The organism is Bacillus sp. ISL-4 (genome assembly GCF_018613275.1).
Classification (GTDB): Bacteria; Bacillota; Bacilli; order Bacillales; family DSM-1321; genus Peribacillus; species Peribacillus simplex_E.
Window position 1 is genome coordinate 32,792 of the sequence record NZ_JAGGQN010000027.1, and the last position, 26,613, is coordinate 59,404.

Annotated in this window: 27 protein-coding genes and 2 pseudogenes; 5 read left to right on the forward strand and 24 right to left on the reverse strand. The window is 36.1% G+C overall.

Going from position 1 to position 26,613, the window contains the following annotated elements:
• Positions 1-647 precede the first annotated feature (647 nt).
• The 3 genes from J7J00_RS18060 to J7J00_RS18070 all read left to right on the forward strand — a co-directional run bounded on the left by J7J00_RS18060 (position 648) and on the right by J7J00_RS18070 (position 3,283).
• Positions 648-1,664: a multicopper oxidase domain-containing protein gene (locus J7J00_RS18060; protein WP_214793085.1), complete on the forward strand. Its 1,017-nt coding sequence runs from the start codon at positions 648-650 to the stop codon at positions 1,662-1,664.
• A 16-nt stretch (positions 1,665-1,680) separates the two neighbouring features.
• Positions 1,681-2,850: a ZIP family metal transporter gene (locus J7J00_RS18065; protein WP_214793088.1), complete on the forward strand. Its 1,170-nt coding sequence runs from the start codon at positions 1,681-1,683 to the stop codon at positions 2,848-2,850.
• A gap of 208 nt (positions 2,851-3,058) precedes the next feature.
• Positions 3,059-3,283, forward strand: a complete 225-nt coding sequence (locus J7J00_RS18070) for a twin-arginine translocase TatA/TatE family subunit (protein WP_214793091.1) — start codon at positions 3,059-3,061, stop codon at positions 3,281-3,283.
• 266 nt (positions 3,284-3,549) lie between these two features.
• Here J7J00_RS18070 and J7J00_RS18075 read toward each other — a convergent pair whose 3' ends face one another.
• The 8 genes and pseudogenes from J7J00_RS18075 to J7J00_RS18110 form a co-directional block, all read right to left on the reverse strand.
• A complete protein-coding gene (locus J7J00_RS18075) occupies positions 3,550-4,233 on the reverse strand; it encodes a C40 family peptidase (protein WP_214793093.1) in 684 nt (227 codons plus the stop codon).
• Between the two features lie 281 nt (positions 4,234-4,514).
• The gene (locus J7J00_RS18080) at positions 4,515-4,889 is read right to left on the reverse strand and encodes a hypothetical protein (protein WP_214793096.1); all 375 of its coding nucleotides are present in this window, start codon (positions 4,887-4,889) and stop codon (positions 4,515-4,517) included.
• A 419-nt stretch (positions 4,890-5,308) separates the two neighbouring features.
• Complete coding sequence (locus tag J7J00_RS28660; RefSeq protein WP_309487201.1) at positions 5,309-6,745, reverse strand: glycosyltransferase; 1,437 nt, start codon at positions 6,743-6,745, stop codon at positions 5,309-5,311.
• A gap of 296 nt (positions 6,746-7,041) precedes the next feature.
• Complete coding sequence (locus tag J7J00_RS18090; protein WP_214793099.1) at positions 7,042-7,443, reverse strand: DUF6157 family protein; 402 nt, start codon at positions 7,441-7,443, stop codon at positions 7,042-7,044.
• A 193-nt stretch (positions 7,444-7,636) separates the two neighbouring features.
• A pseudogene (locus J7J00_RS18095) lies at positions 7,637-8,409 on the reverse strand (SDR family oxidoreductase).
• 102 nt (positions 8,410-8,511) lie between these two features.
• A complete protein-coding gene (locus J7J00_RS18100; RefSeq protein WP_214793102.1) occupies positions 8,512-9,087 on the reverse strand; it encodes a hypothetical protein in 576 nt (191 codons plus the stop codon).
• A 204-nt stretch (positions 9,088-9,291) separates the two neighbouring features.
• On the reverse strand, positions 9,292-9,861 hold the full coding sequence (locus J7J00_RS18105; RefSeq protein ID WP_214793105.1) for an MOSC domain-containing protein: 570 nt from the start codon (positions 9,859-9,861) through the stop codon (positions 9,292-9,294).
• Positions 9,862-9,986: 125 nt separating this feature from the next.
• Complete coding sequence (locus tag J7J00_RS18110) at positions 9,987-10,523, reverse strand: nucleotidyltransferase domain-containing protein (RefSeq protein ID WP_214793108.1); 537 nt, start codon at positions 10,521-10,523, stop codon at positions 9,987-9,989.
• A gap of 328 nt (positions 10,524-10,851) precedes the next feature.
• Here J7J00_RS18110 and J7J00_RS18115 point away from each other — a divergent pair, with 328 nt between their 5' ends.
• Complete coding sequence (locus J7J00_RS18115) at positions 10,852-11,232, forward strand: hypothetical protein (RefSeq protein ID WP_214793111.1); 381 nt, start codon at positions 10,852-10,854, stop codon at positions 11,230-11,232.
• A gap of 245 nt (positions 11,233-11,477) precedes the next feature.
• On the opposite strand, the gene J7J00_RS18120 is transcribed toward J7J00_RS18115, so the two are convergent.
• From J7J00_RS18120 to J7J00_RS18190, 15 genes are all read right to left on the reverse strand, one after another.
• Positions 11,478-12,605: an alpha/beta hydrolase gene (locus J7J00_RS18120; protein WP_214793114.1), complete on the reverse strand. Its 1,128-nt coding sequence runs from the start codon at positions 12,603-12,605 to the stop codon at positions 11,478-11,480.
• Positions 12,606-12,902: 297 nt separating this feature from the next.
• Positions 12,903-13,181 (reverse strand): alpha/beta hydrolase, encoded by a 279-nt coding sequence (locus J7J00_RS18125; RefSeq protein WP_214793117.1) that lies wholly within the window; start codon positions 13,179-13,181, stop codon positions 12,903-12,905.
• 834 nt (positions 13,182-14,015) lie between these two features.
• Positions 14,016-14,921, reverse strand: coding sequence for a VanW family protein (locus J7J00_RS18130; RefSeq protein WP_286201450.1), 906 nt, complete (start codon positions 14,919-14,921; stop codon positions 14,016-14,018).
• 63 nt (positions 14,922-14,984) lie between these two features.
• Positions 14,985-15,839 carry a hypothetical protein gene (locus J7J00_RS18135; protein ID WP_214793120.1) on the reverse strand — a complete coding sequence of 285 codons (855 nt, stop codon included), beginning with the start codon at positions 15,837-15,839 and terminating at the stop codon, positions 14,985-14,987.
• A 26-nt stretch (positions 15,840-15,865) separates the two neighbouring features.
• Positions 15,866-16,015, reverse strand: a complete 150-nt coding sequence (locus J7J00_RS18140) for a hypothetical protein (protein ID WP_214793123.1) — start codon at positions 16,013-16,015, stop codon at positions 15,866-15,868.
• Positions 16,016-16,129: 114 nt separating this feature from the next.
• Complete coding sequence (locus J7J00_RS18145) at positions 16,130-16,888, reverse strand: carbon-nitrogen hydrolase family protein (RefSeq protein WP_214793126.1); 759 nt, start codon at positions 16,886-16,888, stop codon at positions 16,130-16,132.
• Positions 16,889-17,452: 564 nt separating this feature from the next.
• A complete protein-coding gene (locus J7J00_RS18150; protein ID WP_214793129.1) occupies positions 17,453-18,724 on the reverse strand; it encodes an MFS transporter in 1,272 nt (423 codons plus the stop codon).
• 11 nt (positions 18,725-18,735) lie between these two features.
• Entirely contained in the window at positions 18,736-19,389 is a 654-nt protein-coding gene (locus J7J00_RS18155) for an ArsR/SmtB family transcription factor (RefSeq protein WP_214793132.1), read from the reverse strand.
• A gap of 238 nt (positions 19,390-19,627) precedes the next feature.
• A complete protein-coding gene (locus J7J00_RS18160; protein WP_141992093.1) occupies positions 19,628-20,014 on the reverse strand; it encodes a DUF1259 domain-containing protein in 387 nt (128 codons plus the stop codon).
• Between the two features lie 245 nt (positions 20,015-20,259).
• Entirely contained in the window at positions 20,260-20,466 is a 207-nt protein-coding gene (locus tag J7J00_RS18165) for a hypothetical protein (protein WP_214793135.1), read from the reverse strand.
• Between the two features lie 225 nt (positions 20,467-20,691).
• Positions 20,692-20,838: a hypothetical protein gene (locus J7J00_RS18170; RefSeq protein WP_214793138.1), complete on the reverse strand. Its 147-nt coding sequence runs from the start codon at positions 20,836-20,838 to the stop codon at positions 20,692-20,694.
• Between the two features lie 652 nt (positions 20,839-21,490).
• On the reverse strand, positions 21,491-21,871 hold the full coding sequence (locus J7J00_RS18175; protein ID WP_214793141.1) for a hypothetical protein: 381 nt from the start codon (positions 21,869-21,871) through the stop codon (positions 21,491-21,493).
• Complete coding sequence (locus J7J00_RS18180; RefSeq protein WP_214793144.1) at positions 21,861-22,361, reverse strand: helix-turn-helix transcriptional regulator; 501 nt, start codon at positions 22,359-22,361, stop codon at positions 21,861-21,863. Before J7J00_RS18180 ends, J7J00_RS18175 begins: the two co-directional genes overlap by 11 nt.
• Positions 22,362-22,881: 520 nt before the next feature.
• A complete protein-coding gene (locus tag J7J00_RS18185; RefSeq protein WP_214793147.1) occupies positions 22,882-23,064 on the reverse strand; it encodes a DUF4083 family protein in 183 nt (60 codons plus the stop codon).
• 309 nt (positions 23,065-23,373) lie between these two features.
• The gene (locus J7J00_RS18190) at positions 23,374-23,820 is read right to left on the reverse strand and encodes a carboxymuconolactone decarboxylase family protein (RefSeq protein WP_214793150.1); all 447 of its coding nucleotides are present in this window, start codon (positions 23,818-23,820) and stop codon (positions 23,374-23,376) included.
• A gap of 193 nt (positions 23,821-24,013) precedes the next feature.
• Between J7J00_RS18190 and pdxR the strand changes: the two are divergent.
• Positions 24,014-25,413 (forward strand): annotated as a pseudogene (pdxR, locus tag J7J00_RS18195) (MocR-like pyridoxine biosynthesis transcription factor PdxR).
• Positions 25,414-25,746: 333 nt separating this feature from the next.
• Here the strand turns inward: pdxR and J7J00_RS18200 are convergent.
• Positions 25,747-26,496, reverse strand: coding sequence for a DUF3888 domain-containing protein (locus tag J7J00_RS18200; RefSeq protein WP_214793153.1), 750 nt, complete (start codon positions 26,494-26,496; stop codon positions 25,747-25,749).
• Between the last annotated feature and the right edge of the window lie 117 nt (positions 26,497-26,613).

Below are 26,613 nucleotides of genomic sequence, written 5' to 3' on the forward strand. Positions count from 1 at the left end.
AACTTTGTTAACCCGATTATTTTACCCAAATATAGTAAATTTCCGAAAAGAGGAATCGGTTAAAGACATGCTTAATATTAGAACTCTATTATTGACAAGGAAATGCTTCTTTTCCTTTCAATTTTTAATCCACATTTTGTATGAGTATAGCTACAGAAGCACACTACCTCCAGCTCAACATGGAGTTTTTTTCAATGTTAGTTAAAAAGGCAGGTAAAGTAACGTCATTTCGGATTAATGCCGGTATTGAAAACAAACTGGGAATCGAAGTTTTAAAACGAAGCGCGAGGTTATAGAAACTAAAAGCAGGGATTATGACTGGAGAATACAGCAAGCCTTCGAATCAATAAAGGATTATATTCAAAGCTGGTTGTACGAGATCCATAGGTTTGAGAAGAGTACACAGGTAAATGAAAGGAGACTTATTGTAGAGTTTCCGATTCATAATAGCACATATAGTTTTATTTATAGATGCATTAAAAAAACACCCCAGTCTTAATACTGGTTGAATATCCCCCACCTGAGCAATAATTTAATACGAAAATAGCCTGAAAAAAGAATTGACACAAAACTTGTACCCGACTTAAAGTATAGCTTATACAACAAAAAGTTTCCTTAGCAAAACTTTTTTAGGAGGGGGTCAAGAAATGTCGGATGATAAAAAGGTTTCCCGCAGAGATATTTTAAAGATGGGTACTGCTGGTGCGTTTGGAATAGCTGGGTCTTATTACTTAAATAAAATGGCACAATTCCCAACTGTGACTCAGGCATCCAATGATTCATCTCACAAGAATGGCAATCATTCCAGTCATGCAAATATGGGTGATCAAACAAAAACCACAGGTTATAAAATGGCAGAACGTCTCCTTACAGAGTTTGATTATGGAAAAGTTACTAAGCTGTCCAACGGACAAATCCTCCGGGAATATGAAGTCGTGGCAATTGATAAAGAAATCGAAATTGCCAAAGGAATTAAATTTCCAGGCTGGACCTATAACGGATCAATTCCAGGACCATCTTTTCGTTGTACCGAGGGGGACCTTTTGCGGTTTCACTTTATTAATAAGGGCAGCCATCCCCACTCTATTCATTTTCACGGAATCCATCCTCCAGAGATGGACGGTTTAACTTCCATTTATCCTGGACAAAAATTCACGTACGAATTTGAAGCAAAGCCATACGGATTACAAATTTACCATTGCCATGTACTCCCCCTAGCCCGCCATATCCATAAAGGCTTATACGGTAATTTTATTATTGATCCAGAGAAGCCAAGGGAGCCGGCATTGGAGTTAAACATGGTTATGAATGGATTTGATTTGGATTTAGACGGTGAAAACGAGTTTTATACGGTAAATGGCTATGCCTTCGCATTTATGAATCACCCTATTAAAATCAAAAAAGATCAACTCGTAAGGATCTATCTAAGTAATTTAACAGAATTCGACTTATTAAATTCGTTTCACTTGCATGCGAATTACTTTACGTATTATCCAACCGGGAGAAACGATAACCCCTCTCAGTTCACAGATACCATCATGCAATGCCAGGGAGAACGTGGAATTATTGAAGTTCGGTTTCCATACAAGGGAATATATATGTTTCATGCCCATGTAAGTGAATTTGCTGAGTTAGGCTGGATGGGATTTTTTGAGGTCGAGTAAAAAGGGAGGGATAAATATGAAGGGCAAATGGTTAATTACTGTTTTAATACCGTTAGTATTACTTATAGGAGTGCTAGGATGGGTACTGAAGAATGGAGCAGGTGTAGAAAAAGATCCTGCAGCACCGATAGAAGTCTTGAACATTGACCGCATCAAGGTAACTAAAATCGGTTTCGAACTATTTGTTAGTAATACCGGACCCAAACCCTTAACGATTTCTCAAGTGATGGTTAATGATTCAGTGTGGAATTACAATGTCTCTCCTCAAGCAAAACTTGAACGATTTGATAAGGGAAAGGTGACCATCTCTTACCCATGGGTGGAAGGTGATCCACATACCATTAAGTTAATCACAGAGAATGGGATTATCACGGAAGGTGAAGTTGCAGCTGCCACACTCACTCCAGAAACCACCTGGAGCAACTTTCTTAATTACGGCTTAATCGGCTTTTACGTTGGTATTGTCCCGATTACATTGGGGCTGTTGTGGTATCCCTTTATGAAACGCTTCTCACGAAAATCCATAAATGGGATTCTTGCCCTTACCGTCGGGCTCCTTTTATTCTTATTTGTTGGGACTCTGGCTGATGGATTTGAAATCGGTGCAGAAGCACCTTCTGTCTTTCAGGGAAATATGGTTGTCATTATTGCTGCTTCCTTAACCTTCTTATTATTGATCGGTTTTGATCAGTATCAACAAAGAAAACAAGAAAAGAAAGGATATTCTCCTTTTGGTCTGGCTTTGTTGATGGCTACCGGAATAGGGCTTCATAACTTTGGAGAAGGTTTGGCAATTGGTTCTTCCTTTGCACTAGGTGAAGCTGCTTTAGGGACCTTTTTAATTATCGGGTTTACCCTGCACAACATTACGGAAGGGATTGGAATCGCTGCTCCTTTATTAAAGACCACACCTCGATTTAGAGACTTTCTATTACTGGGAGTTATCGCAGGTGTACCCGCCATTTTAGGTACTTGGGTTGGCGGATTCATCTTCTCACCAATTTGGGGAGCTTTGTTCCTAGGTATTGGGGCAGGGGCAATTGTTCAAGTAATTTATGTAATAACGAAAATGCTCATTGAAGATCATAGAAAACATAATGAAGCATCTGTTTCATGGTTAAACCTTTCGGGATTCGCAATTGGTCTATTAATCATGTACTTTACTGCATTTTTTGTGAAATTTTAAGGGATGCCTTAATCTTGTTTGGACGCATTAACAATTCGAACTTGGTAGAGCTGCGGGCTCAACATCGAAAAGGAAATAAATGGTAATTAAAATAAATCTGGATTCAAAAAACTTGATAAGAAAATGGACTCAAACGATCTTATTTACTGAGATTATTCTAAAAATGAGCTAAAGGAATTACAAAATTTAATTACTTGGGGGAAGCATTATGCTACAAAGTATAGGTATACCAGGTTTAATTTTAATACTTGTCATTGCCTTGATAATTTTTGGACCTAAAAAGCTGCCGGAAATCGGTAGAGCCTTTGGACGTACTTTAACTGAATTCAAGAGTGCTACCAAGGGATTAGTAAATGATGAAGATAAGGATGAAGCAGAAAATCCTGAGTTAACGACTGTTGAAAAGAAGCAGGATAAATCAACAGTTTCATAAGGAATGGGTAGACGAGGCAACTCGTCTATTTATTTTTCATTTTAAAAGGATAGATTCCCCCATGAAAACAATAAAAATCTTATTGAACATTTGGAGGAACTTGGTCCACGTTACTTGATGCATAGTATGGATTTGTGGGGTTTAATGCTAGCATCCTTATTTGATTGATAAAGATCACATAGGACTTCTCAGTATCGTAACCTATTGTAGAACAATTTAAAAAAATAAAAGCCAGTTTCTAAAAAAAGAACTGGCAACTTTCTCTATTACATTCTTTTTGCTCCTAAATATCTTTTCTTCCAATAACTATTATCCATAGAGGAAATGCTTACACCATTTGATGAGGAGCTGTGTATGAATTGATTCCCACCGATATAAATACCAGCATGTGAGGCACCAGGTTTATAGGTTTCAAAAAAGACCAAATCTCCAGCTTGTAGTCTGGAAACCTTTGTCCCCTTTTTATAAATTTCAGATACCGTTCTTGGTAAAGTGACATCTGCACCTTTATCGAAAACGTATTTTAGGAATCCGCTGCAATCAAAACCTTTTGGTGTAGTTCCACCCCATACATACCGTACATTCAAATGTTTTTTTGCTTCTTTAACTATCGCAGAAGATTTATTGCTTGCTTTATTCACATTAGCTACGTTGGATGTCTGCTTTTTTACACCCAATGCTTTATAAGTATTCGGACCTACAATGCCATCAGCTTTCAAGCCTTTACTTTTTTGGAACTTTACAACTGCACTTTTAGTAACCGTCCCAAAATATGTAGTTGTATTCTTACTCTTAAAATATTCTTTTTTCTTTAAAACCTCTTGTAATTGCTTTACTTCGGTATGGGTCATTCCACTTTTTAACGTCCGATCACCCAATGCAGCATTACTAACCAACGGATTTGATAGTAACAATCCAGACACGACAAAAGATGCTATAACTTTTTTCATTTTCTCCCCCGATAAAATCCTTTTTTTTGATTTTATCAGCTTTAAGTGACAAACATATTTACCTAATTTTACATTATGATTACAAATTTATGCATAAAGTGTGCAAAAAATACAAAATACCCAAAATACCCCTAAAATTCTTTTTTATTTTTATTTTGAATTTTATTATTAATTATACTTTGGCCGCCAAATGGCAGCTTTATTATGTCGCAAACGCACCCGTTAGTTGCTTAAGACCTATTGAGAGTTGACACAAACTATGAAATAAAAAAGTACAAGCCTTATGGTCTGTACCCGTATCCAAAACCGAATAAAAAAGTAATAAATAAAAAAATGGCAGTTGATGGAATGAAACTTACAACAACCAATCCTTTAACTGTTTTGCTTTGTACACTTCTATACCATTTGTAATAAATAAAAAGGAGAATTACAGCCAAAGGCCAGAAATAATATCCAACCATTGTATCAACCCAGCCTGAATTTTTATCCCAATATACACCTGGTACAGGAAGAATATTCTCATATTGTCTATCAATTTTGTTTTTAGTTTTTATAAAGATATAAGAAATTACAGAATAATAAGCTACTATTGTAGCTTTTATCCACCAGAATAAAAACCTATTAGAAATTACTATTAAAAAGATAATTGCCAGCATTACGAACAAACCTGTGTATCCCAAAACAAAATTACCTCTAAATCATATTAACCAATTAATATATTAAATTCCATAAAATGTTTAATATTACCCACAAAGAAGACACTATGCTTGCTGAACTATCCAGCCCCTTTAGCTGCCTAAAGGTTAAATTTTTTTTACTTTCAAATAACACAAGCACTAGGCTTAACAGTATACAGCCAGACTACTTATCATAAGGGATATGAACAAGGTTGAGGATATGATATGGCCACATAATAAAATTAGTGCACCTATCATCAGATATTTACCATAAAATACCATTGCAATCAATCCACGTACAGTACATTCAAAAAGTTTATGGCCTTATAATCCTTTTTATTAAAAAGGCCATACCCTTACTTTAAAGGAATATGGCTGGTGATATAGAGTTACTTTCATTATGGAAAGCGTATTGCGTTAATATCGGCATTTATAGCACTTGAGGAGGTTACATTTGATGCTACTGTATAAGCGATTCTAACTTCATATGCTGAAGTTCCAGTGATAGCGGCAGTATTTACATTAGTAGATGCAACAGGAAATCTTGATGTACCTGCAGCACTTATACTTCTTTGAACGGAACGTGTATCAATTAAAGCACCATTACGATATAGCCTAGTTTGAAAGGTGAAATTTGAGTTGGCCGTTGTGATCACATCAATTGATACAGCAAAGTCCACTTTAACGTTCTCGCCAACAATAGTTGGTACATTCATTGTAACCACTGTCGTTTCGGTTCCATTAGTTGTGAGAGCGATTGGACCAGCCACCTCTGCAAAAAATAATTGAGGAGTTACTCCTGTTGCTCCCGTGGCTCCTGTGGCTCCTGGATTTCCTGTTGCTCCTGTGACACCTGGATTTCCTGTTGCTCCCGTGGCTCCTGTGGCTCCTGAATTTCCTGTTGCTCCCGTCGCTCCTGTGGCTCCTGGATTTCCTGTTGCTCCCGTCGCTCCTGTGGCTCCTGGATTTCCTGTTGATCCCGTCGCTCCTGTGGCTCCTGGATTTCCTGTTGATCCCGTCGCTCCCGTGGCCCCTGTGACTCCTGGATCTCCTGTTGATCCCGTTGATCCTGTGACACCTGGATCTCCTGTTGCTCCCGTTGACCCTGTGGCTCCTGGATCTCCTGTGGCGCCTGAATCTCCTGTTGCTCCCGTCGCTCCTGTAGCTCCCGTTGATCCCGTTGATCCTGTGGCGCCTGTGGCTCCTGTGGCTCCTGTGACACCTGGATTTCCTGCGGCTCCCGTTGACCCTGTGGCGCCTGGATCTCCTGTTGCTCCCGTTGCCCCTGTTGCGCCTTGATCTCCTGTTGCTCCGGTGGCACCCGTTGCCCCTGTGGCTCCTGGATCTCCTGTGGCTCCCGTTGCTCCTGTTGTCCCTGTTATTCCACTTGCTGACACATTAAAGCTCTCTGGGCCAACACGCGTTACCCGTTTTACGAGCCTGTTCCGCCTGGAACTGAAGCTGGGGTTTCCATTCCCATCAAAAGAAAGATGATAAAACATCATGACAGAATCACAGTGAGGAGGAAGCTCTTTTTTCAGGTTTGAAAATTTCTCCTTATTCTCTTCTGTTAAAATATCATCCGCATCAAGCCAGTAGATATATTCTTTTGTCGCTTTAGAAAAAGCGAAGTTTCTCGCAGCCGAAAAGTCATCGATCCATTCAAAATCATAAACATGATCAGTGAAGGCTGAGGCAATTTGTTTCGTGTTATCTTTTGATCCTGTATCAATGATAATAATTTCATCGACTAGTTCCCCAACAGAATCAAGACAGTTAGAAAGTGAATAAACTAATTGAAATACCGCCCAATAAATCACCTCCAGTAACAGCATATTAGATTCTGCCTGCAATAATGTCTGGAGATAAAGGGAAGTATGACCTAATTAATTCAAGACTTGACAAGGAAAATCGTTAATTGCAAGAAATTTAAGATCTTCTTTTGCAAGCGCATCTTTTGTTACAATTCCTTTGCTGAAGGACTCTAATGTTAGTAAACACCTATATATATCTAGCATTTTCATATAATAAACTCACCTCAGAAGTTATCTTTCCTAATTTCAAGAAAAATAGTCCAGTTTTTTAGGCGTACTAGCTCAATTGTTAATCAATTAACCTGTCCCGTTAGTTTTTATTTTCTTTTGGAACGCATACCTTTAAGTTTTGTAATGTCGACTTGATTCAGCAATTGGTTATACATTTCACTCTTAGCATCATATATGGCAATTTTCCCTTGATTATTATAATGAATTCCCCAACCATAATTTTTTACTAACGAAGAAGCTCTGAAGCAAGCCTTGGATTTTGAAAAGAACCGTTCTCGAAGTTCAGCTGCATTTTCCTCTTCTATTTGATTCTTGATTAAGTATGTTTTAAATTGTACGTCTTCTTGTGTAAATTTATATGGGTTATTATTAATTAATTCATGCTCAATGTAAGCAATAGTGGGTTTTTTGTTTTTGATGACAGGTACCTTTGCTGAAGTAGCTTTTGAATCCTCTGAAATGGTAATAAGTGTGTTCTTATAACTCATATAACAACCTCCTTATTCAGCAGCGTAATTTTTTATATACCATATTATACCGTTATTACTTCCGGTATCCCGATCGGTTAGTTACATACAAAAAAGACTGCCTCAGCAACCTATTTTTATTGAAAAGCACCTGTTAGTTTAAGTACAATCCTTCACACAAATTGATATCTGAACAAAGAAGATCTAGTTTAATTTACCTTTTAAATCCACCTTCTGCATGAATAACCTGACCTGTAATCCAATCTGCTTCATCGCTCACTAAAAACTTAATAGTTTTTGCAACATCTCTCGGTTTCCCTATTCTGCCGAAAGGAAACATCGGTTTTAATTCACTTTTTATTTCCTCTGTCATCCACCCTGTATCAGTTGGACCTGGATTTATTGCATTAACCGTTATTCCTAAAAGGGCGAGTTCAGCCGACAATGTGATGGTTAGAGCATCAACTGCTCCTTTTGTTGTTGCATATGCTAATTCGCCAGGCATTGCTCTTGTGACTGACCTGATGTAATGTTGACAATTCTTCCTCCTGATTTCTTATCAAACCTTTGAGCAAATTTACTGCTTAATAGTGTCGTTGCACGGACATTTACCATGTAATGCTTATCTAATTCTTCGGCAGTTAAATTTGAAAAATCGTTGTTAGTTGAGTATGCTGCGTTATTAATCAAGATATCAGGATAACCAAGTTGTTCAGAAACTTCATTTATAAGTTGTTCAGGTGCATCATATAAAGTTAAATCCAACTCCATACATGATACCTTAACACCCTTTTTTATTAATTCTTCTTTTAATTTCATGGGCTCATCTGATTCAATACTCCAAGGCATTTTTTTATCATATGCCGTCCAATAAGTAAAAAATATATCGTAACCCGTTTCAGCTAACTCCTTACAAATAGCAGCCCCAATCCCCTTTAGCCGGCTTACTCCCGTAATAATTGCAATTTTCCCTTTCACTTGGCCCATTATAGTCCTCCATTTCAACAGTAAATTTAAGTTATACTTGCTTGCCCTTTTGTTGCATAAAGAAAAAGCTATCTTAATGACAGCCCCGATCTTCAGCTAACGTTAGTTTTTAATTTTATTCAGGTCAAATCTTGCTATTTCTTGATTTTCAATTGATACAACTAAAAAAGCATCAAATGCATTCTTCTTAAGTTCATCTAATTTATCTTTTGAAGGTACAAGGAGTGGAACTTGGGAATTTTCTTCACTTACACCTAAATCGTAGCTAAGAGTGTACTCACCCTTTTCGTCAGGTTTAAGAACTGATAAAAAAGAATGACCGAACCCTACACCACTCCCGTTATAATCTTCAGGATCATAAATATTGAAGCCTATTACGTCTACTGACACCGCTCTCAATTTGTCTTTGGGCTCAATCTTAAGTTCAATTCCTTTATCAACTTCTTCAATACCTGCTGTTTTATTACCTGTATTTCTAATGGTAAATTCATAAAATAAAGCTGTCGGAATCAGCTCATCTCCCTTTCTTTCTCCTTCATTTATACCAATTGAATCAAGTAAACTTTTATCTTTAACAATATCAACATTCGCATCTACAAGTTCTATAGAAGGATTTGATGAACAAGCTGATAAAAAGTATAAAACAATAAATAGGCTAAAAAGAAACCATTTCCTCAAGTAATCACCTCCAATTCACAATACCATAATTTCCCTGTAATTCAAGCGGATTTCTTGTTGAATTTTATTGCCCCTTACTTTCTTTTAAAATGATTAATTTCATCAATACATAAGAAAAAGGCTGCCTTAGCAACCCCCTAATAGAAGTAAAGCAACCAGTTAAATTTGATTTGTTTTACTATAAAAACGGTTTTTTTGAATACCTCATACCCTTTCAAGAGGTGTATGAGGTAAAGGAGGTAATTGAATTCTAACCACGTCCCCGGGGTGAACTTCACCGCTTTTCAAAACTATGCTCATTATTCCTGCTTTACGTATCAAGTTCCCTTGCTTATCCCGGTCTAAAACAGCGTTCATCAGTCCTGATTTAAATTGATCAATTTGGGCACATGGATTTCGTAAGCCTGTTACTTTAATAACCGCTGTTTCCCCAATATATAGTAACGAATCCCTCGGTAATTCAAGCAGATCGATACCTTTTGTGGTGATATTTTCACCCATTTGACCAGCTTTAACATTAAACCTATCTTTCAATTCATCTAATAATTCTGAGTGGATTAGGTGAACTTGCCGCAGGTTAGGTTGATTTGGGTTAGCCGCTACACGTGAACGATGCTTAACGGTTTTACCTAAATGGGCATCTCCTTCAACGCCCAAACCTTTCAACAGTTTTATACTCTTGCAATTTTCCTTACTGAATGTGTGTTTATCACTTTTACTTACAGCTATTACTACTCCACTGGCCAAGCCAAATTTTTCGTCATTCATTTTCATTCATCTCCCCCTGATTCTTATATTTTGATATATTTGTTCAAATATCCTGCCCAGTTAGTTCCATTATAAAAAAGGCAGCCTCAGCAACCTCCCTTAGTTAACTCAATAAAAGCCTTATTTAACTTTTAACTTTTTGCATCAATTATCTGTTGAATAATTTCCATGCTTTTAAGGTCCTTTGGACGAAGTGTTTTTCCTGTTCCTTGTTCGTGAACTTTTTTTTCTTCAAGTAATTGGTATGGGTTTAAAACATTTATTGATATACCTTGTAAATTACAAGGTTCCATTGGCAAGGCATCTTTCCTCCATACCCAATCTGGAAAACCGTTAGCGACTATATCGCCATTATCCGAATACCTAACAAATACAAAACTCACTTCGACATTGTTCTTGAGGAAATCGGTTTGAAACTCGCTGACTGGCTTTATTTGAAAACCATCATTAACAAGCACCTGCTCCAAGTGCTCACGATACTGTATCCAAGTAACTAAATCAATATCAGAATGTGACCGAGTAATCTTTCCCAGAAGAAAATCTACCGCCCATCCGCCCCGCAACCACAAATCAAAATTAAGTGATAAGCAAATTTCATTTAATTCATGAAGTATATTTAATTGTGACTTGCTTGTTTCATTTTCTTCGGTACCTTCCTTATAATCCATCCTCATAGACACCCTTTATGTACTAAGATTTTAAGTATTACCTTATTCTGCATAATTATAGCAATAACCTTTTTTAACTAACCATCCTCTTTAGTTGCATGAAAAAGGCTGCCTTAAAGTCAGTTCTGATCTTCAGCTAACGCATCCGTTTAAGGACATTCCTCACAATCTCTTTTCCAACTTAGTAACGATTACGAAACATTCATTAGAAATATAAATAAGATTGCTTTATGGAAGGACGGATACGATAAAGGCCAGGAACTTAGTATATTTGTACAAGCATGTTTTTTTTTATTTCATATATAGTAGAAAAAGGAGTGATATATATATGAAATCTTGTCAAAATATATTATGTCGTCATAACCCATTCTGCGGTCATAATCCATCCAGCGGAGATAAATCATGTTGCTGTGATAAAGGAAAGGATAAGAGTCATAAAACAACATTACAGCCAATCGGACAAGCATGTCAGACTCGACGAGAAATAAGTGAGTTTTTAAGAACTTCTATCATAGGTTCAATCATTGGATTTACTACAACCGCTGAACCATTTACACCTATATTTGTAGAGTTACGGAGTTTTGATGCTGTTACCGGACAAGTGATAGTTAATGAAAGAGCAATGGGTAATTTCACTATTAACCTATCATCTATTTGTTCCGTTAAAACTGTTTGTTCCGTTACAACGCCACGGATATTTAATGTTTAAAAAGACTTTATAGAGGATGGGGAGAAAATAAAAAACTCCCCTAAGGAAGATGGGAGTCAGGAACTTCTAAAATTCTGCACATCCTGAAATCCTTTCATATCCTCCTCCATTCCATGTGGGTTGAAAAAGACAATTATTTAATTAATTAATTGTCTTTTTGCCCTGCCCCGATAGTTACATAAGAAAAAGCCGCCTTAAAGACAGCTTCGATTTTAAGCTAATGCACCCGTTTGTGAAATTAAGGTCTAATTATGTTTGTTATTGGCCCGAACCCAAGCTGTAAATGCTTCAATGCCCTGCACGACTACTTCGGTACGTATGGAGTGATACAAATCAAAATTGTGCTCAGCACCAGGAAGTTCGACATAAACAACCGGATTAGATGAGGAATCACGCAGGTGCTCCGCGAAGCGTCGGGCATTTTCCACTGGCACTAACCTGTCCTGATCACCATGCGCCACGAAGAATGGCGGTGCTTCTTTTCCACTGTAAGCATTAGGAGAGGAGAAAAATCCAGGTTTTGTATCGATATAACCGTAATAGCCGTATAGACAAATGGCGGCAGTTACCGACGTGTCCACAGACTCAAAACCCGGCTGGAATTCAGGGGAATTTGGAGTCAGTGCAGCCATAGCATTCAAATGAGCCCCCGCCGAATTACCAGCTAAAAATATCGTCGTAGGGTCAGCTCCGTACTCGGACCCGTGCTCGCGTACCCAAGCAATCACTTTCTTAATGTCAATCAACTGGTCGGGAAATTTCACATCAGGACTTAAGCGGTAGTTCGCACTGATGCACACCCACCCATTGCTCGCGAGCTGGTAAATAAGAGGGAGAGATTGGCTGTTCTTTTTACCGCCTACAAATCCTCCACCGTGCAAATGCACCAACGTGGGGCAGCCCGTCGGATGAGAGCGATGGCGATAAACATCCAGTTGATTCCTCATACCTTCATTCCCATAGTGGATGTTTGAAACCCTCTCTATATCGTATCGTCTTTTAAAGAATGGACCGAGTAAAGCTTTAGCACTAATTTTCTTGTGTAATCGGTGCTCAATCTTAGGGTTAATAGTAGTACGCCACTTTTCCTCCAGACCATCATCCATCACTACGAGTGTTCCCACAGCCAAAATTGTTATTCCAAAAGCCATCCATCCGACCGGAGAATGGACGTCGCCTTCAATAAAGGCTAACGAAGTTGAACCAATCAACCAGAAAAGTGCAAAGAATGGCAGCTCATTTATTACGCCGAAGTAAGGCCCTAAAGAATTAAAAATTCGGGGAAAGTTGGGCGGTGCAACTACGAAATACGCGCACCAAGCGACAAAAAGCACAGTAATAAGGTAACCGAATGGTATGCTCGATATAGTCATCACTCCCATTAGGAGATATAGATGGTTCAATTCAATATCACAAAAATTTCTTAGGGATATCTTATAAACCTTGCACTTTATGCAATGCCACATTTTACTATATGTAGGATCCTTATATTAATTCTTCAGTATCACCTTTAATGCTTTTTCTGCTATTTGTCCACAAAACTGCCCCGATAGTTACATAGAGAAAAAGCTGCCTTAAAGACAGATTTGATCTTAAGCTAACGCACCTGGTAGTTCAAATGAAAAAGTGATTATCTTTATCAGAATCGCAATTAATACAGATTGAAATTTTTATTGCATTATTAGTGGTGGGTAGCCTGCCTCACCCAAAAAATATGCGAATATTGTAAAACCTAAAATAAGTAGTGCAATAATGATGACCGCAATAGATAAAATTAAATTTTGTTGGCTTTTAACCGAGTAAATACCAGCAATTAAACTTGATAACCCTATAAATAAACAAACGAAGGTGGCTACCATATTATTTATTTTTGGTAATAAAGTTCCAAAGAATAAAATGAAGAAAACTACTTGCAGACTAATTCCAAGTCGAGGTAAAATTCTAGCCATTAAATTACCACCCTAACATTGAGTATTGAAGACAACTACCTGAAAATTATACCATAATACACCAATTCTTTACGGATCAACTAGCCTGCCCCGTTAGTTAGCATAAGAAAAAGGCTGCCACATTCCCCAGCCTCAATTCTCAACCATTGCACCTTACAGTTGAATTAGTGGAAGTTATAAAAATATAGCTATTACCTTTTTATAATTTTAGCAATCTTGAAAATTCCAAAGCCGCAAAGAATTATGATACCCATTATTATCATTGGTACTAAAATATTAAATGACATTAAATCATCTCCCTTTAAATTATCTGAGTTCTTAAATACCACATCAAAACATCTACTTATTCAACTAAACTGCAAAAGCTGCCTAAAAGGCAGCCCTGGTCTTAAGCTATAGCTTGCACCCAATACTTGAATAAGAAAAATTGCTTATGTGTTTATTTTCCGCTTAAATCTTTGATTTGTTTTTTTATTTCTTTAAGTTCGGACCTTAAAGCCTAAATCCAAATACTAATGGCATATTGAACAACAAAAAAGAGAATAACTAAACCAACAAAGTCGTAAAAAATTGAAAGTATAATCCCATATTTTTAGCTCTCCTAATAAAATTCATTATTAGTAATAGTGGTTAGGCCTTTAACATAGCTGAACCGATCCAGTTTTAAATTAACAAACAAAAAGTTCGTAAAAGTAATTTTTACGAACTGACTTCTCCTTGTTTTACCAACCTTTTTTTTAATGGAATATTGTATTAAGGGGGCAGTGTCTATCTTTTAGATGGAGTATTTGTGTCTAGCTCCCACGACAGAACATGCTTGCGTTTACTTATTAATCACACCGAAATTTCTTTTGATATGTGTTTTGAAGCGTTGGGAACTTTTCGGGTCTCATAATTAATCATATCTGAAGAATAAACCGTGATGCTCACAATTCCTCCATGTGTTGTAGCTCGGATTAGGATTGGTTGATTGTACTTGTTTTTAAAGCTAAAATCAGGACCATCCCAGCTTACTGTAGCATCCCGACCAGATGGAACATAAGGAACGCTCCTAGTATGGGAATAGCGTTGAATAGTTTGCAATCCTGCATTGTCGATAGCGTTAAACAGGGTGGATGACACCTGACAGATCCCTCCACCAATCCCTTCAGAAAACTCTCCTTCGACTATGACCCGAGCGAGCATATACCCTTTGTCTCCTGTCCTCTTGCCAACGGCTTGGTTAAAAGAAAAAGTCTCTCCTGGAAACACGACATAATTATTAATGGCTTTTGTAGCAAGCAAGATATTATTTGAACGATTTTTATTGTTCTGATTAAAATAGGTTCTATATTCACCTATTTTTTTCACACGAATCTGGGCAAGCAATTCGATGTCGACTTTTGGATAAATAGCAAGCAAAGGCACTTCCAATTTGTATGTTTTACTACTATACAAAAAGGAATAAAATTGCTCATTAAACGCCTGATGGTAAAGCTTATAACCTACCCGCCCAGGTAGAATATTACCATGTTTATCAATAGTGGCATTTACAGGTTTTTGATACACTTGGCTGTCTAGTTTTTCGATAAACCGATTGTATTTATCCAAGTCCATCATAGGAACATTAAGTATGGGCATAGTAACATCAGCACGGTTGACAGTGGCAATGGTTTGCCCATGTTGAGTTACCGATAAGCTTTCAGAGATATTCACTTGTTGAACGAATAGTAAAATTCCGGCAATCCATGTTAATCTCAATTGAATGCACCCCCACACTAATATAGTTAGGATTAATCATTTCAATACCTAACTTCACAAATCCTATTTGATGTCTTCATGGAGAGAATCCTGATCAATAATCCAACGATCAGTCAAACTTTCCCTTCGGATCATAAAATGCATAACCTTTTTTTCTTTGCCTTCTCTCTTCTTATAAATGGCTACTTGAACGGGTACATCCACGAGAAATAGCCCATTTAGTTGTTCCGGCGGTTGTTTTAAAGGGTCATCAACTCCAAAATATGTAATATCTTTAACAAGTTTATTGACACGATTAGGATGTCCCGGATTTGATAAGGTCATGGCTAATAATTTCTGATCTCCTTGATTAACGGCAATGGTAAAAATACGTATAAGTTCATAGGGACTTACCGTTTGTATATAATCATCAAGCTTACCAGCCGCTTTCAATACCATTAATTTATGAGAAAGATCTTCGTTTTTCAAACGATGCGTAATGCTCCCAGAGAAATGAACACAGAAATGACCCGAAAAACCATTTTGTAGAGCACCGGCACCATGTGGCATTCCGTGCATAGATGCAGCAATCATTTGATTATTGATTAATACAATAATGGCTCTTCTATTCCAACTCCATTTATTATTATAAATTTTCTTCATGATTTGAGTATCTTCTTTGGTTAGTGGTTGTACATCGGCATGATGGCTGCCTGCTCTTCTTTGTACCTTAAATGATAAACCAGTTTCAATATCAATAATGGTGAAAATAGTTTTAGTAGGAATAATGTTGTTCACAATCTCCCAAGGTAACATCTCAATTTTAAAGCTTATTGGTCCTTCCTCATCTTCCCATTCCGTTGCATAGACCGGGTGATCGACCATTAAGACAAGTATAAAAATAGCGATAATCACTTGATAAAATTTATTGTTTTTCATTTGGTTTCTCCCGCATTTTTTTCTTATTATTTCAGAACTTTATCAGTTGAATACCTTTGAATATTTGGAAATTCTTCAAATTCAACTCCTTCCTGCTGTTCATTTATATCGTTGAATGTAGTTGTGCCGCGGTGGCGGCGGTCATGGATATGGCGGCCTCGGGCTTTTTTTGGCATAAACAATCATTAAGGAACCCATCAAAAAACCCCTTGGCGGCCAAGGGGTTTTATCCGTTTATGCACTGAAACAAAGTTTTTTCATTTTCATGTTCCTTAATAATTAAGTTCTCATTATATGTAATCGATGTCGAAATGAGGGGATATTAATTCCATGCTTTGTAAGTCCCATTCAAAGGTAAGTATAGCTGATTGTTTTGATTTGTGTGTTAGGATAGGTACACCATTTTTTATGATCATGCTTTCTGCATCCCAAAAACGGACAGTTTCGTCTTCGCCAGTACGATTACAGACTATTACAGGCAGTCCTGTTTCTAATGACCTTTGTTCCCATTCTCCCTCTGGACCATGTAATCCGGGACCCCAGGAAGACGGTGCAATTAATATTTTTGCTCCTTTTTCAAATAAGTTGTTAGCAATATCTTTGGTATATGCGTCAGCACATATCATAATACCAACCTCAACATTATTTGTTTTTATTGGCTCTATTACATCCCCCGAAGCTGACCAATCATCAATAACACTGATTTTTCTCTGTTTACCTAATAAATGACCTTTTTTATTTATGACAAACACAGAATTATACAGCTCTCCGTTACTGCCTTTTTCAGGGCAACCCAAAAATACAGTGCTATTCAAATTCTTTAGTTTACGTCTCAAATCACTCATCCAAGCATCAGGTTGCCTGTTAATCCATCCAGTGCCAATCTTATGATTGAATTGAAGCCCGCTGACACATAGTTCGGGTGTTATAATCCATTCGGCATTATTATTTGATGCTATTTGAATGGCTTGTTCTATTAGTTTTTGGTTATACTCAACATCACCAGCAATAGGCAATAGGTGTAACAATGCTATTTTTATTTTTCCCATAGTGATCTCCCAAACATCTACTTATTTTAATGGCCATGCTTGTAATGATTGTAGCATAGACATTGATTGGCTTGTTCTACTAATCTGCCCCTTTAGCTGCATAAAACCTAGGAATTCAAGTAAAACATATATTAATTTAAGTGTATGACCTTACATTTGGAAAAAAGAATTAACTACGACAGCCCCCCTGATCTTTCTCCTCTGAGCAAAAAGTTAAATGGTCATAATCATAAGGAACAAGGAAAACATTTATTAGAGGGGTGGTTTTTATGAGAACAAGTTATAGAAGATGGACACAATATCCTTTTCATCAATGAATTATGAGGCTACTCCAAATAATTTATGTATGAAATCAATCTCGCCTTGGACAAAGAGCATGTTTTGATCAATCTTTTAAAACACGCTTTACCTTTCATTCATCGAAAAAGACGTATAGAAGGGGTACCGCCAAACTACGGTATTTTGTATGATAAGCAAAACCCAGCAAAAAAAGCCGTTTCCTATACGATAGGAAATGACTTTGTTATTTCTCTTATTGTGCTAAAGCATCTGTTACTTCGAATTTCATTTTTTACTTCCCCGGGCCCAGATAACCACTGGAATCAATAATAAAGATAATAACCCTCCAATAAATGATAATGTTGTATAACTTGAACCAGCCACAATCATTCCGGATAAGGCTCCGCCAGAAGCTCCTGATAATGCAATTAAAACATCCACTTTACCTTGAGTTTTAGCACGAGTTGAAGTTTCAGTTGAATCAACAATAAGAGCAGTCCCACTTATTAAACCAAAATTCCAACCTAATCCAAGTAATGAAAGAGCAATTACTAGGAGAATCATGGAATCACCTGGTGCAATCGCTGATATTAAGCCTGCCAGAAGCAAAGTGGCCCCAGAGGCAATAGCCATAGCAGTACGACCAAACTTATCAACAAGGACACCTGTAACCAGTGAAGGGAGATACATGGCACCTACATGAAATCCAATAACAAGACCTATTTCACCCAAGTTATGTCCATGATGTCCCATGTGAACTGGTGTCATTGTCATGATAGCCACCATTACGATTTGACTAAGAACCATAATTGTCGCACCAACAATAATACCTCTTTTGTTTGCTATTTGTTCAGTATCCGTCGAATGTTCTATTCGCTTACTTTCTTGGTTGGACGCTTCTATCGTTCTTGCGATAACTAATGGGTCTGGGCGTAGCATGACGAAAAGTACAATACCTGCCAGGATAAATGCTGCTGCCGATAAAATAAAAGGACCAGCAAGTGATGGTATGCCAATAGAAGTAGCAAAATCCCCCATTACATTCACTAAATTTGGACCTGCAACTGCACCAAATGTTGTAAACACCATTGTAATACTAATAGCAGTAGCTCGTTGTTTATTGTTCGCTAAGTCCGTACCAGCGTAACGAGCTTGTAGATTTGTCGCTGTTCCTGCACCATAAATAAGCAGGGAAGCAAATAAAAGGAAAACACTATTTATTATAGCTGCAGTTATGACTCCTATTGCCCCAAGTCCACCTATCATAAAACCAGCTGTTAGACCAGTACGACGACCGTAACGTTGAGAAAGTCTCCCTACGATTAAAGCCGCCCCTGCAGACCCTAATGTAAATAAACCCGAAGGAAGTCCAGCAAATGCATCTGTGCCAAGCATTTGTTGTGCAAGAAGTGCCCCCACCGTAATTCCAGCCGCTAACCCAGCACCACCAAATATTTGTGAAATACTTACAATAATTAATGTGCGTTTGTATAACATTTTTTGTTTTTCTTGAGAATCTACATAACTCTGATTCAATTGATATGCTTTATTAGACATTTGTTAATACCTCATTTATCATTCTGTAATTTCCAATCATGTACACCTTCCTCTAGACGAAATGCATTAAAACCTTTAGATCTTAAAAGTTCAACAGCTTCCACTGACATTAAACAGTAACAACCGCGACAATAAGCAACAACATCACAATTGCTTGGTAAAGTTGAAAGTTTCTCGCTTAACTCTTCAATTGGCATAGAAACTGCACCAGGAATATGAGCTTCTTCATATTCCTCCATAGGTCTTACATCCAACAAAATAACTTCACCTTTATCCATCCGTTCTTTAAGCTCTGAAAGTGAAACCCCATCCATGCCAAGATTGACATTTAAGAACTTTTGCTTGATTTGTTGAACCTGTACAAACTGTTTTTCTGATAATGTATGCAAGGAAGTTAAAAAATCCGAAATGGCTGCATCTGCTAGTTCGTAAATGACGTAGTTCCCTTTCTTCTGAAACTTTACCAATCTAGAATTAGCAAGGGTTTGTAAATGTTGAGAAACATTCGCCACAGACATATTAGCAGCTTTAGATAATGCCTCCACCGACTTTGGACCTTGAGATAAAATATCAAGAATTTCCAACCGTTTTGGACTAGAAAGACTTTTACCTATTCTTGCGAACTCTTGATACAATAAATCTTTTAAATTTCGTTCATTAAACATGTAAATCACCATCTATCTATTCAAGTGTTTTATTGAATACTTGAATATTAATCAAAACTATAAGAATTGTCAAACAATTCCTTAACCAACCGTTTGTAAAAAGTTCCCCTTTAATTCCATAAGAAAAAGCCGCCTTAAAGACAGCCCTGATCATCAGCTAACGCACCTGTCAGTTCAACAAAACCAGTATTTTACCGTGTATTATGTTCATTAAAAAATCAGACAAGTGGGAAATCCATTAGTTCCTTAGCGCTTTTCTGACTTTCTTTGCAAAAACTAATGGATCATCAACCGCTTCGATATTAACGTAAATCAAATTCGGATTATCAAATAGCCACTCATTGTGTATGGATGAAACTATTATTCCTTGTTTAAGAATCAAAGCAACAAAATTCTCGACTTCACTTTGCAACAGTGCAACCCTACCTAGGCACAATGCTCGTCCAGTCTGATTATCTCTTGATTCAAATGAGAAAGAAGAGGTTACTCTAAAACGTTTTCCTAAAATTTTTGCTTTTATTTCATTTCGATTTATGGTTGTCACACATTTTCCACCCGCAAACCCTTCTTGTCCGCCGATAATTCTAGCAAACTTTTGACAAATTAATTCATCATTAGATGCCATCTATTCATCCCTCCTAATATTAATAGGATATGAATCAATGAATAGATCCGAAACGGATATGAATCTATTTTGAAATAAAAAATTTTTTATATCTTATTCAGTCTATCCTGCTCCTGTTAGCTCCATAAGAAAAGAGCTGGTCATCAAAGCTCGCTAATGAACTAATGCAACCGATAGTTGTATAAGAAAAGGCGCTGCTGATCAGCTCTTGATAATGAAATATATCACCCGTTAATTTAACAAAATCACTTAACTTTATTATGCAGTTCAAATGACTCATCAAAGCCATCCCATTTTACAATAATTTGTATAACTTCATCTTTACTTACTTTTGATCCACCTTCTGAACTTCCACTAGTTGTAAATACCTTTTCGCTAGGTGGTTCAGTGTATGTCTCTGTTTTACTCCCGCTTTCAGTGATTGTTTCATAAGTGTATTCAAGTTTTTTCATGGAAGACAGCTCTTCCAAAGACCCCTTATATTTTAATATAAGTTCATAGCTATCTTCGTTAGAGTATGCAGTTTTACCGTCATCTTATCAAAACGGTTCTATCTCTTTCGTTCATCTAAAGCAACCTATACCATGTGGTTTGAAATCCTGCGAATAAGCGAGTATTCGTGAGCATTATCTATTAAACTGAGGGAGTTCTATAAGAATTACTTCCGCCTCAATCAGTTAAAATAAACTCTTTACTAAACGAACTATCGTTCTTGGGATAAGAGTTAAGATGTTAAAAACCAATTCAGATAAGATTGAATCACGAATTTCATTCATTATGCCTTTGAAAAAACCTCGTTTGCCTTTCTTTTTTTCTTTTTTCATCATTTGTATCCTCTTTATCTTTCATAATTACTCCAATTATATTCCTCTAAAATAATTCCTCAATTATTCTCCCTTTTCAGATAAGAAAAAGTGCTGTTGATTGGCTCCTGATATGAAGTAAAGCATCCGTTTGTTCAATCACAAAAAATATATAACACACAATAGAGATAAAATGATTAGTAAAAATGTCAAACCTAGCCCAATTAGTTCCTTTTTTGTTGCCTTTTCTAGTAAATACCGTTCAATTAATATTAAAAACAGCCCAATGAATATGAGGATATAACCCATAGACCGATAATCATTGTAAACACCGTAATACAAGGTGGAAACAATGTGGATAATTCCTGCTGTTATCCATAAGAATAACGCTGGAATAAACAAGGGCTTTATTCTGTTTTTTAATATTTTCATTGTAATATCACTTCTCCATAAAGACATCTTACCAAAAATTATCCTTACTAATACCTCAAGAAAAAATTTCCTTATCTTATGGAACTAACCTGCCCTATAGTGCCATAAGAAAAACGGTTAAACTTTTTTAAATCGGACGACTTTATTGTAATTTAAACACCTATAAGAATAAAGTAAGTCTACGATCCTTGCTATTAAAGGAAGTAGTCTTTCTTTTATTTCAGTCATTTTTTTCATTTCTCTATTTTTTAATTGGAAGCCGTGGACTTTCGTCTTGATATATAGAGTAAGTCCAACCTCCATTTTCCATTTTTGAACATTGGTCATTATTACAAGAAAAAAGATAGGTCTGCTTATCAGTACGAACACTTACATCAAAATAGTAGGGGAATACTCCCCCTTTATTTTTATCAATACTTGTATCAATAGCAATGATATTCTCTTTTTCTGCTATCTTTTTATAATCTTCACTCTCAACCGTTTTTTGAACCATTTCACTTAAAATAGCCTTTTCTTCAGAGGAAGGTTCATACCATTGTTCAGTCAGAAACCATTTTCCGAATATATACAAGTTTACTCCTAAACTTATTATCAATAGAAAAAGCAAAATCTTATTCTTCATATTTCCCCATCCCTATACCTTTGTCTTTCTCGATAGTCCCCACCTCGTGTAATTCATTTAAACGACTTAAACTCTCTTCTTTATTAAAAGAACTATGCCAACGATAATCATATTGATCCAATATACGGTAATGGTTACTAATCAAATTTTGTTGCAAACGAAAATCACCTCTATACTCGATTTCTTTCCACCATATCTTACCACCCATTGTTTTTTCTTTAGGCATACCACCATTTTTACTAGCAATTAACTGAACAAAATCAACTGGATTGTCACCAATTGATGATATCAACAATTGGCTATGATTAAACAAAGCACAAAATGCAACAACGGTGGTCCAATTGGCTTCAGTTCTTCTTTTTTCAATTTGAACTAGTGTTTTTTTTGAAATCCCTAGAATTTCAGACATCTTCTCTTGAGAAAAACTTTGTTCTGTTCGGACAAGTTTCATTTTTTCTGATATTAAATTGATGAATTCTTCTTTATCCATATATACTAAATACTCCCTTTTTAGTGTAATTTTACACTAAAAGTATTATTTTTCAACAAAAAATACCCTTTTTTAATAAAAAGCAACTTCAAAACACAAAGAAAAAAGCAAGAAAATACCTTTCTCTAAATAAGTTGAAATGGGAATATTTCTTAATTAAAGCTTGTTGAACTAATGCTCCGTTAGCTATATAAAAAAAGAGCTGCCGAAGCAACTCCCTTATTGAAGTAAAGCACCTAATTGTTGAATAAGAACAATAATTATAAACTCATTAAATTCACAATAACGATTATTGCTAATGAAGCCCATACAAGAAAAAGGATTCCAGCAAGATGCTGGGATACTTCCTCTTGTATAGCTTTTATTAATGCTAATATAAAACTATATCCAAAAATGAAAAATAAAATTGCATATAAGAAAAACAATATATTACATTCCTTTCGTAATACGTTAGTTCTATAAGTCTTGCAGGGATGACACAAATTGTGAGGGAAAATTAAGTTAAAAAGGAAAAAAAAGATTACTCTTTCTTATCCTTTTCAAGTAACACAATTATTCTATCAAGTTTTTGTTCGTTACGATCTGACTTGCTTGGCTGTTTAGTAACGAATGACCGTACAAGAAAAAACACTCCAGAAAATATCCCAAATATACAAATAAGGAAAAATATCGAATATATTGCATCGCCGCCATTAATGGTCATAATAGTTCCCACCTTTACAGATTGACTGAGTATACCATAATTATCCAAAACACAGTACGACTATACTGCGCTTAATCAATTAACCTCCTGTTTTTAGCCTTGAAATAAAGTTTGATTAAATTAATTTAATGAACCTTGTAAAAGGCAAATAAAAAAAGCGTGTTTTGAAAAAAAGATCGATCAAAACACGCTTTTTCTATATTCAATTGAATCATTCTCTTATAAAAAAGTTTGATCATTTCCGTGATTCTAATGCCATTAAAGCGCCCGCTTGCTGAAAATTTATACTTATATAGAAATAAAAATTTCCTATTTTTCGGCAGTTGCGAAATTCCCCATTGAAATGGAGAGTCTATTCCAACTATTAATTTGATTGATCAAAATAACAAGATCTACATAGTCTTTTTCACTAAAATGGATACGCACTCGATTATAAAGATCATTAGGTACACCCATAGTTGGAACTAACGTCACATGTTCAGTTAATTCTAATGCCGCTTTTTCAGCATCTTTGTAAAAATCACAATCTCTCCATGCACTGACGCAGTATAAACGCTGTTCCGTTTCACCCATTTTTCGTGCCTCAGAGGTATGCATATTAAGACAAAAAGCACAGCCATTAATTTGAGAAGCACGGATTTTAATTAGTTCACGCAGTTTACGGTCTATTTCAGTAGATTTAGTATACTTCTCCATTTCCATCATAAGGTTAATTGCTTCAGATGCTACTTCAAGATAATTAATGCGTTGTTCCATTTCCATTCCTCCTAAAATAATTAAAAGCTTATATTACCCAAAAATAGGGAATTGTATTAATAAAGGACTTTTTGAAATTACATGTTACATTCCCCTTTTCAATGAATTATATATAATGCTATTATTCACTTTCGTTGTCATTTCGAAAAGGTGCAGTTTATACTATTTAAAAATGACAGATGAGGTGCGTAGAATGAATGAACTTGTATTTAATGTTGATCGAAATAGCACTCTACCTATGTATCAACAAGTTTATCGCTATATTAAAGCCCAAATTGTCTCAGGTAAAATTGCAGAGAACACGAAATTGCCATCTGTTCGGCGCTTGCAGAGCTGCTACAAGTGAGCCGTAATACGACACAGCTGGCGTATGAACAATTACAAGCAGAGGGTTACATTCGCAGTGAATTTAAAAAAGGATATTATGTTCAAGCTTCTATCTCGGAACTATTATCTATTTCCGAGATAATCCCTCATACTAAAGCTTCCTCCAAGAATATTGTAAATCCTACAATTGATTTTCAAGCTGGAGCTGTAGATGGAATCGACTTCCCTCTTGCGAAATGGCGCAATCTTTCGAATAAAGTCCTAAAGGATAATCTGATTTATCAATATGGAGAGAATCAAGGGGATTTATTATTACGGGAATCTTTAGCAAAGTATTTATTTCAATCAAGAGGGGTAAGAGCAACCAGTGACCAAATTGTTATTGGTAGTACTACACAGCAACTTTTGACGATCTTATCCATCCTTTTAAAAGAAGAACATACTCAAATCGCTGTAGAATATCCTGGATATAATGGGGCCAGAGAACTTTTTTCATTACAATCCTATTCAGTTGTCCCCATACCTGTTAAAGGGGACGGTATTGACATCACACACTTAGATAAGTTTAATGCCCGCTTGGTTTACGTAACACCATCACATCAGTTTCCACTAGGGATAACGATGCCTATCAACGAAAGATATAATCTAATTGAATGGGCTGAAAAAGTGAATGGATATATTATTGAAGATGATTACGATAGTGAATTTCGCTATAAACAGCAGCCTATACCTTCATTACAAAGTTTAACAAACAGTGAGCAGATCATATACTTGAGTACTTTTTCTAAGGCATTATTGCCTTCCATTCGACTGAGCTATATGGTGCTGCCAAAGGAAATACTAATTAGATATCATCAAATTGCATCATTACTACAGCAAACAGCTTCAACACTTCACCAACGTACAATCCATCATTTTATAGAAGAAGGACATTGGTATGCCCATTTACGTAAAATGAAAACAATATATAAACGGAAAATGAAGGTGTTATGTGACACCATTCAAATGCACTTTAAAGATACTGTAAAAATTATAGGTGGCTCCTCTGGCATCTATATTGTCATTGAAGTTGCAACAAAGCAAAGTGAAGAGTGGCTCGTCAAAAAAGCGCTCAAAAACGGCGTTAAAGTATATCCATGCTCCCCATTTTACATGGAGAATTTCCCGAGTCACCCCACTATACAACTCGGTTTTGCCGGCTTAGAAGAGATGGAAATACGTAAAGGAATTGAAAAGTTGGCAGACGCTTGGTTAAATATAGAGTGAACAACCTATTAATGAGTATTTTATTGAATTATTCATCCTTAAAAAAAGCATTTTCCAGAAAAATAAAAGACCATCTCTTAAAAATTGGTTTTCTAGGAGATGGTCTTTTACGAATATTTTTTTCTAACTTTTTTGCAAATGATCAAAGTATTTTCATTCAACCTTAATTTTAAATCTACACCAGCCTGTATTGTTCAACATCCTAAGACCAATTGTAGAACAAAGCGTAAACGGCACTCGTGTACGATCCTGCCCCGTCAGTCCCATTAGAAAGAGCTGCCTAAAAGACAGTTCTGATCTTCAGCTAACGCACCTGTTAGCCTAGTCCTAACATTACATATACCAAATCAACTCATTTTGCATTTTCTTACCTAGTTTGTTTTTCTTTTCTACGACCACCCATTTACCATTTTTCATAGCCACTTGAAGAACTATATTTGTTCCATCGGACCTTTTAAACAGAATATACCCTTGGGTACCCTTAATGAAAGTAACTGGGTCTATCACATTTTTAAATGGAGGTTTTATATCAGGATTTAAATCATTAACTATAATGTCAGTTACAATATCTGAAAGAAATTTGTATTCTTTTTGTTTTTCTGATTTATATAGTAGTTGTTGATTACTATATTTTGAAAAGGATTCCAACCTTAAATTAAATGTTTGCAGTATATCTAAAAGAACTTTCTTGTAAAACTCATTTATTTTCATTTCCTCTTCATCCCCTTTATGAACAAAATTAATCACTTTTACACCAAAAGGGCTTACATCAAAAGTGATTGTTTCTTTGCCATATGGAGGATTATGAGCGTGTTCAAATGTATTTACTTGAACTGTTACCCTAAAACTAAAACTACCTTCACTTTGCCTAATTATCCTTATGATTTTGGCATCAAATAAACCGTACTGTTTATAATAACCATAATAATTAACTACTTCTTCTGAAATGTATGGGTCAAGTGAAGTCAATAATGTATCATAAATTAACTTATTATTTAATTCAGTTTCTGCTGAAGTAATCATATTAGGTTGAGCACTCAATAGTAACAAACTTATGGACAGACCTAAGAAAAATTTATTCAAGATATAACCTACCTAATATTTTTTAGGTTTACTGTTCCCATAAGTTTTAAAAATAATTATTGGTATTTTCTTTATGAACTAAACTCCCTCGAAAGCTCCATAAAATCGAGTAGGAGG

Excerpts from the sequence above, each read along its gene's own strand:
- J7J00_RS18060 (WP_214793085.1), top strand. The coding sequence starts at position 648 with ATGTCGGATGATAAAAAGGTTTCCCGCAGAGATATTTTAAAGATGGGT.
- J7J00_RS18065 (WP_214793088.1), top strand. The coding sequence starts at position 1,681 with ATGAAGGGCAAATGGTTAATTACTGTTTTAATACCGTTAGTATTACTT.
- J7J00_RS18070 (WP_214793091.1), top strand. The coding sequence starts at position 3,059 with ATGCTACAAAGTATAGGTATACCAGGTTTAATTTTAATACTTGTCATT.
- J7J00_RS18075 (WP_214793093.1), bottom strand. The coding sequence starts at position 4,233 with ATGAAAAAAGTTATAGCATCTTTTGTCGTGTCTGGATTGTTACTATCA.
- J7J00_RS18080 (WP_214793096.1), bottom strand. The coding sequence starts at position 4,889 with ATGCTGGCAATTATCTTTTTAATAGTAATTTCTAATAGGTTTTTATTC.
- J7J00_RS28660 (WP_309487201.1), bottom strand. The coding sequence starts at position 6,745 with ATGCTGTTACTGGAGGTGATTTATTGGGCGGTATTTCAATTAGTTTAT.
- J7J00_RS18090 (WP_214793099.1), bottom strand. The coding sequence starts at position 7,443 with ATGAGTTATAAGAACACACTTATTACCATTTCAGAGGATTCAAAAGCT.
- J7J00_RS18105 (WP_214793105.1), bottom strand. The coding sequence starts at position 9,861 with ATGAAAATGAATGACGAAAAATTTGGCTTGGCCAGTGGAGTAGTAATA.
- J7J00_RS18110 (WP_214793108.1), bottom strand. The coding sequence starts at position 10,523 with ATGGATTATAAGGAAGGTACCGAAGAAAATGAAACAAGCAAGTCACAA.
- J7J00_RS18115 (WP_214793111.1), top strand. The coding sequence starts at position 10,852 with ATGAAATCTTGTCAAAATATATTATGTCGTCATAACCCATTCTGCGGT.
- J7J00_RS18120 (WP_214793114.1), bottom strand. The coding sequence starts at position 12,605 with ATGACTATATCGAGCATACCATTCGGTTACCTTATTACTGTGCTTTTT.
- J7J00_RS18125 (WP_214793117.1), bottom strand. The coding sequence starts at position 13,181 with ATGGCTAGAATTTTACCTCGACTTGGAATTAGTCTGCAAGTAGTTTTC.
- J7J00_RS18135 (WP_214793120.1), bottom strand. The coding sequence starts at position 15,839 with ATGAAAAACAATAAATTTTATCAAGTGATTATCGCTATTTTTATACTT.
- J7J00_RS18140 (WP_214793123.1), bottom strand. The coding sequence starts at position 16,015 with ATGCCAAAAAAAGCCCGAGGCCGCCATATCCATGACCGCCGCCACCGC.
- J7J00_RS18145 (WP_214793126.1), bottom strand. The coding sequence starts at position 16,888 with ATGGGAAAAATAAAAATAGCATTGTTACACCTATTGCCTATTGCTGGT.
- J7J00_RS18150 (WP_214793129.1), bottom strand. The coding sequence starts at position 18,724 with ATGTCTAATAAAGCATATCAATTGAATCAGAGTTATGTAGATTCTCAA.
- J7J00_RS18155 (WP_214793132.1), bottom strand. The coding sequence starts at position 19,389 with ATGTTTAATGAACGAAATTTAAAAGATTTATTGTATCAAGAGTTCGCA.
- J7J00_RS18160 (WP_141992093.1), bottom strand. The coding sequence starts at position 20,014 with ATGGCATCTAATGATGAATTAATTTGTCAAAAGTTTGCTAGAATTATC.
- J7J00_RS18165 (WP_214793135.1), bottom strand. The coding sequence starts at position 20,466 with ATGAAAAAACTTGAATACACTTATGAAACAATCACTGAAAGCGGGAGT.
- J7J00_RS18170 (WP_214793138.1), bottom strand. The coding sequence starts at position 20,838 with ATGAAAAAAGAAAAAAAGAAAGGCAAACGAGGTTTTTTCAAAGGCATA.
- J7J00_RS18175 (WP_214793141.1), bottom strand. The coding sequence starts at position 21,871 with ATGAAGAATAAGATTTTGCTTTTTCTATTGATAATAAGTTTAGGAGTA.
- J7J00_RS18180 (WP_214793144.1), bottom strand. The coding sequence starts at position 22,361 with ATGGATAAAGAAGAATTCATCAATTTAATATCAGAAAAAATGAAACTT.
- J7J00_RS18185 (WP_214793147.1), bottom strand. The coding sequence starts at position 23,064 with ATGACCATTAATGGCGGCGATGCAATATATTCGATATTTTTCCTTATT.
- J7J00_RS18190 (WP_214793150.1), bottom strand. The coding sequence starts at position 23,820 with ATGGAACAACGCATTAATTATCTTGAAGTAGCATCTGAAGCAATTAAC.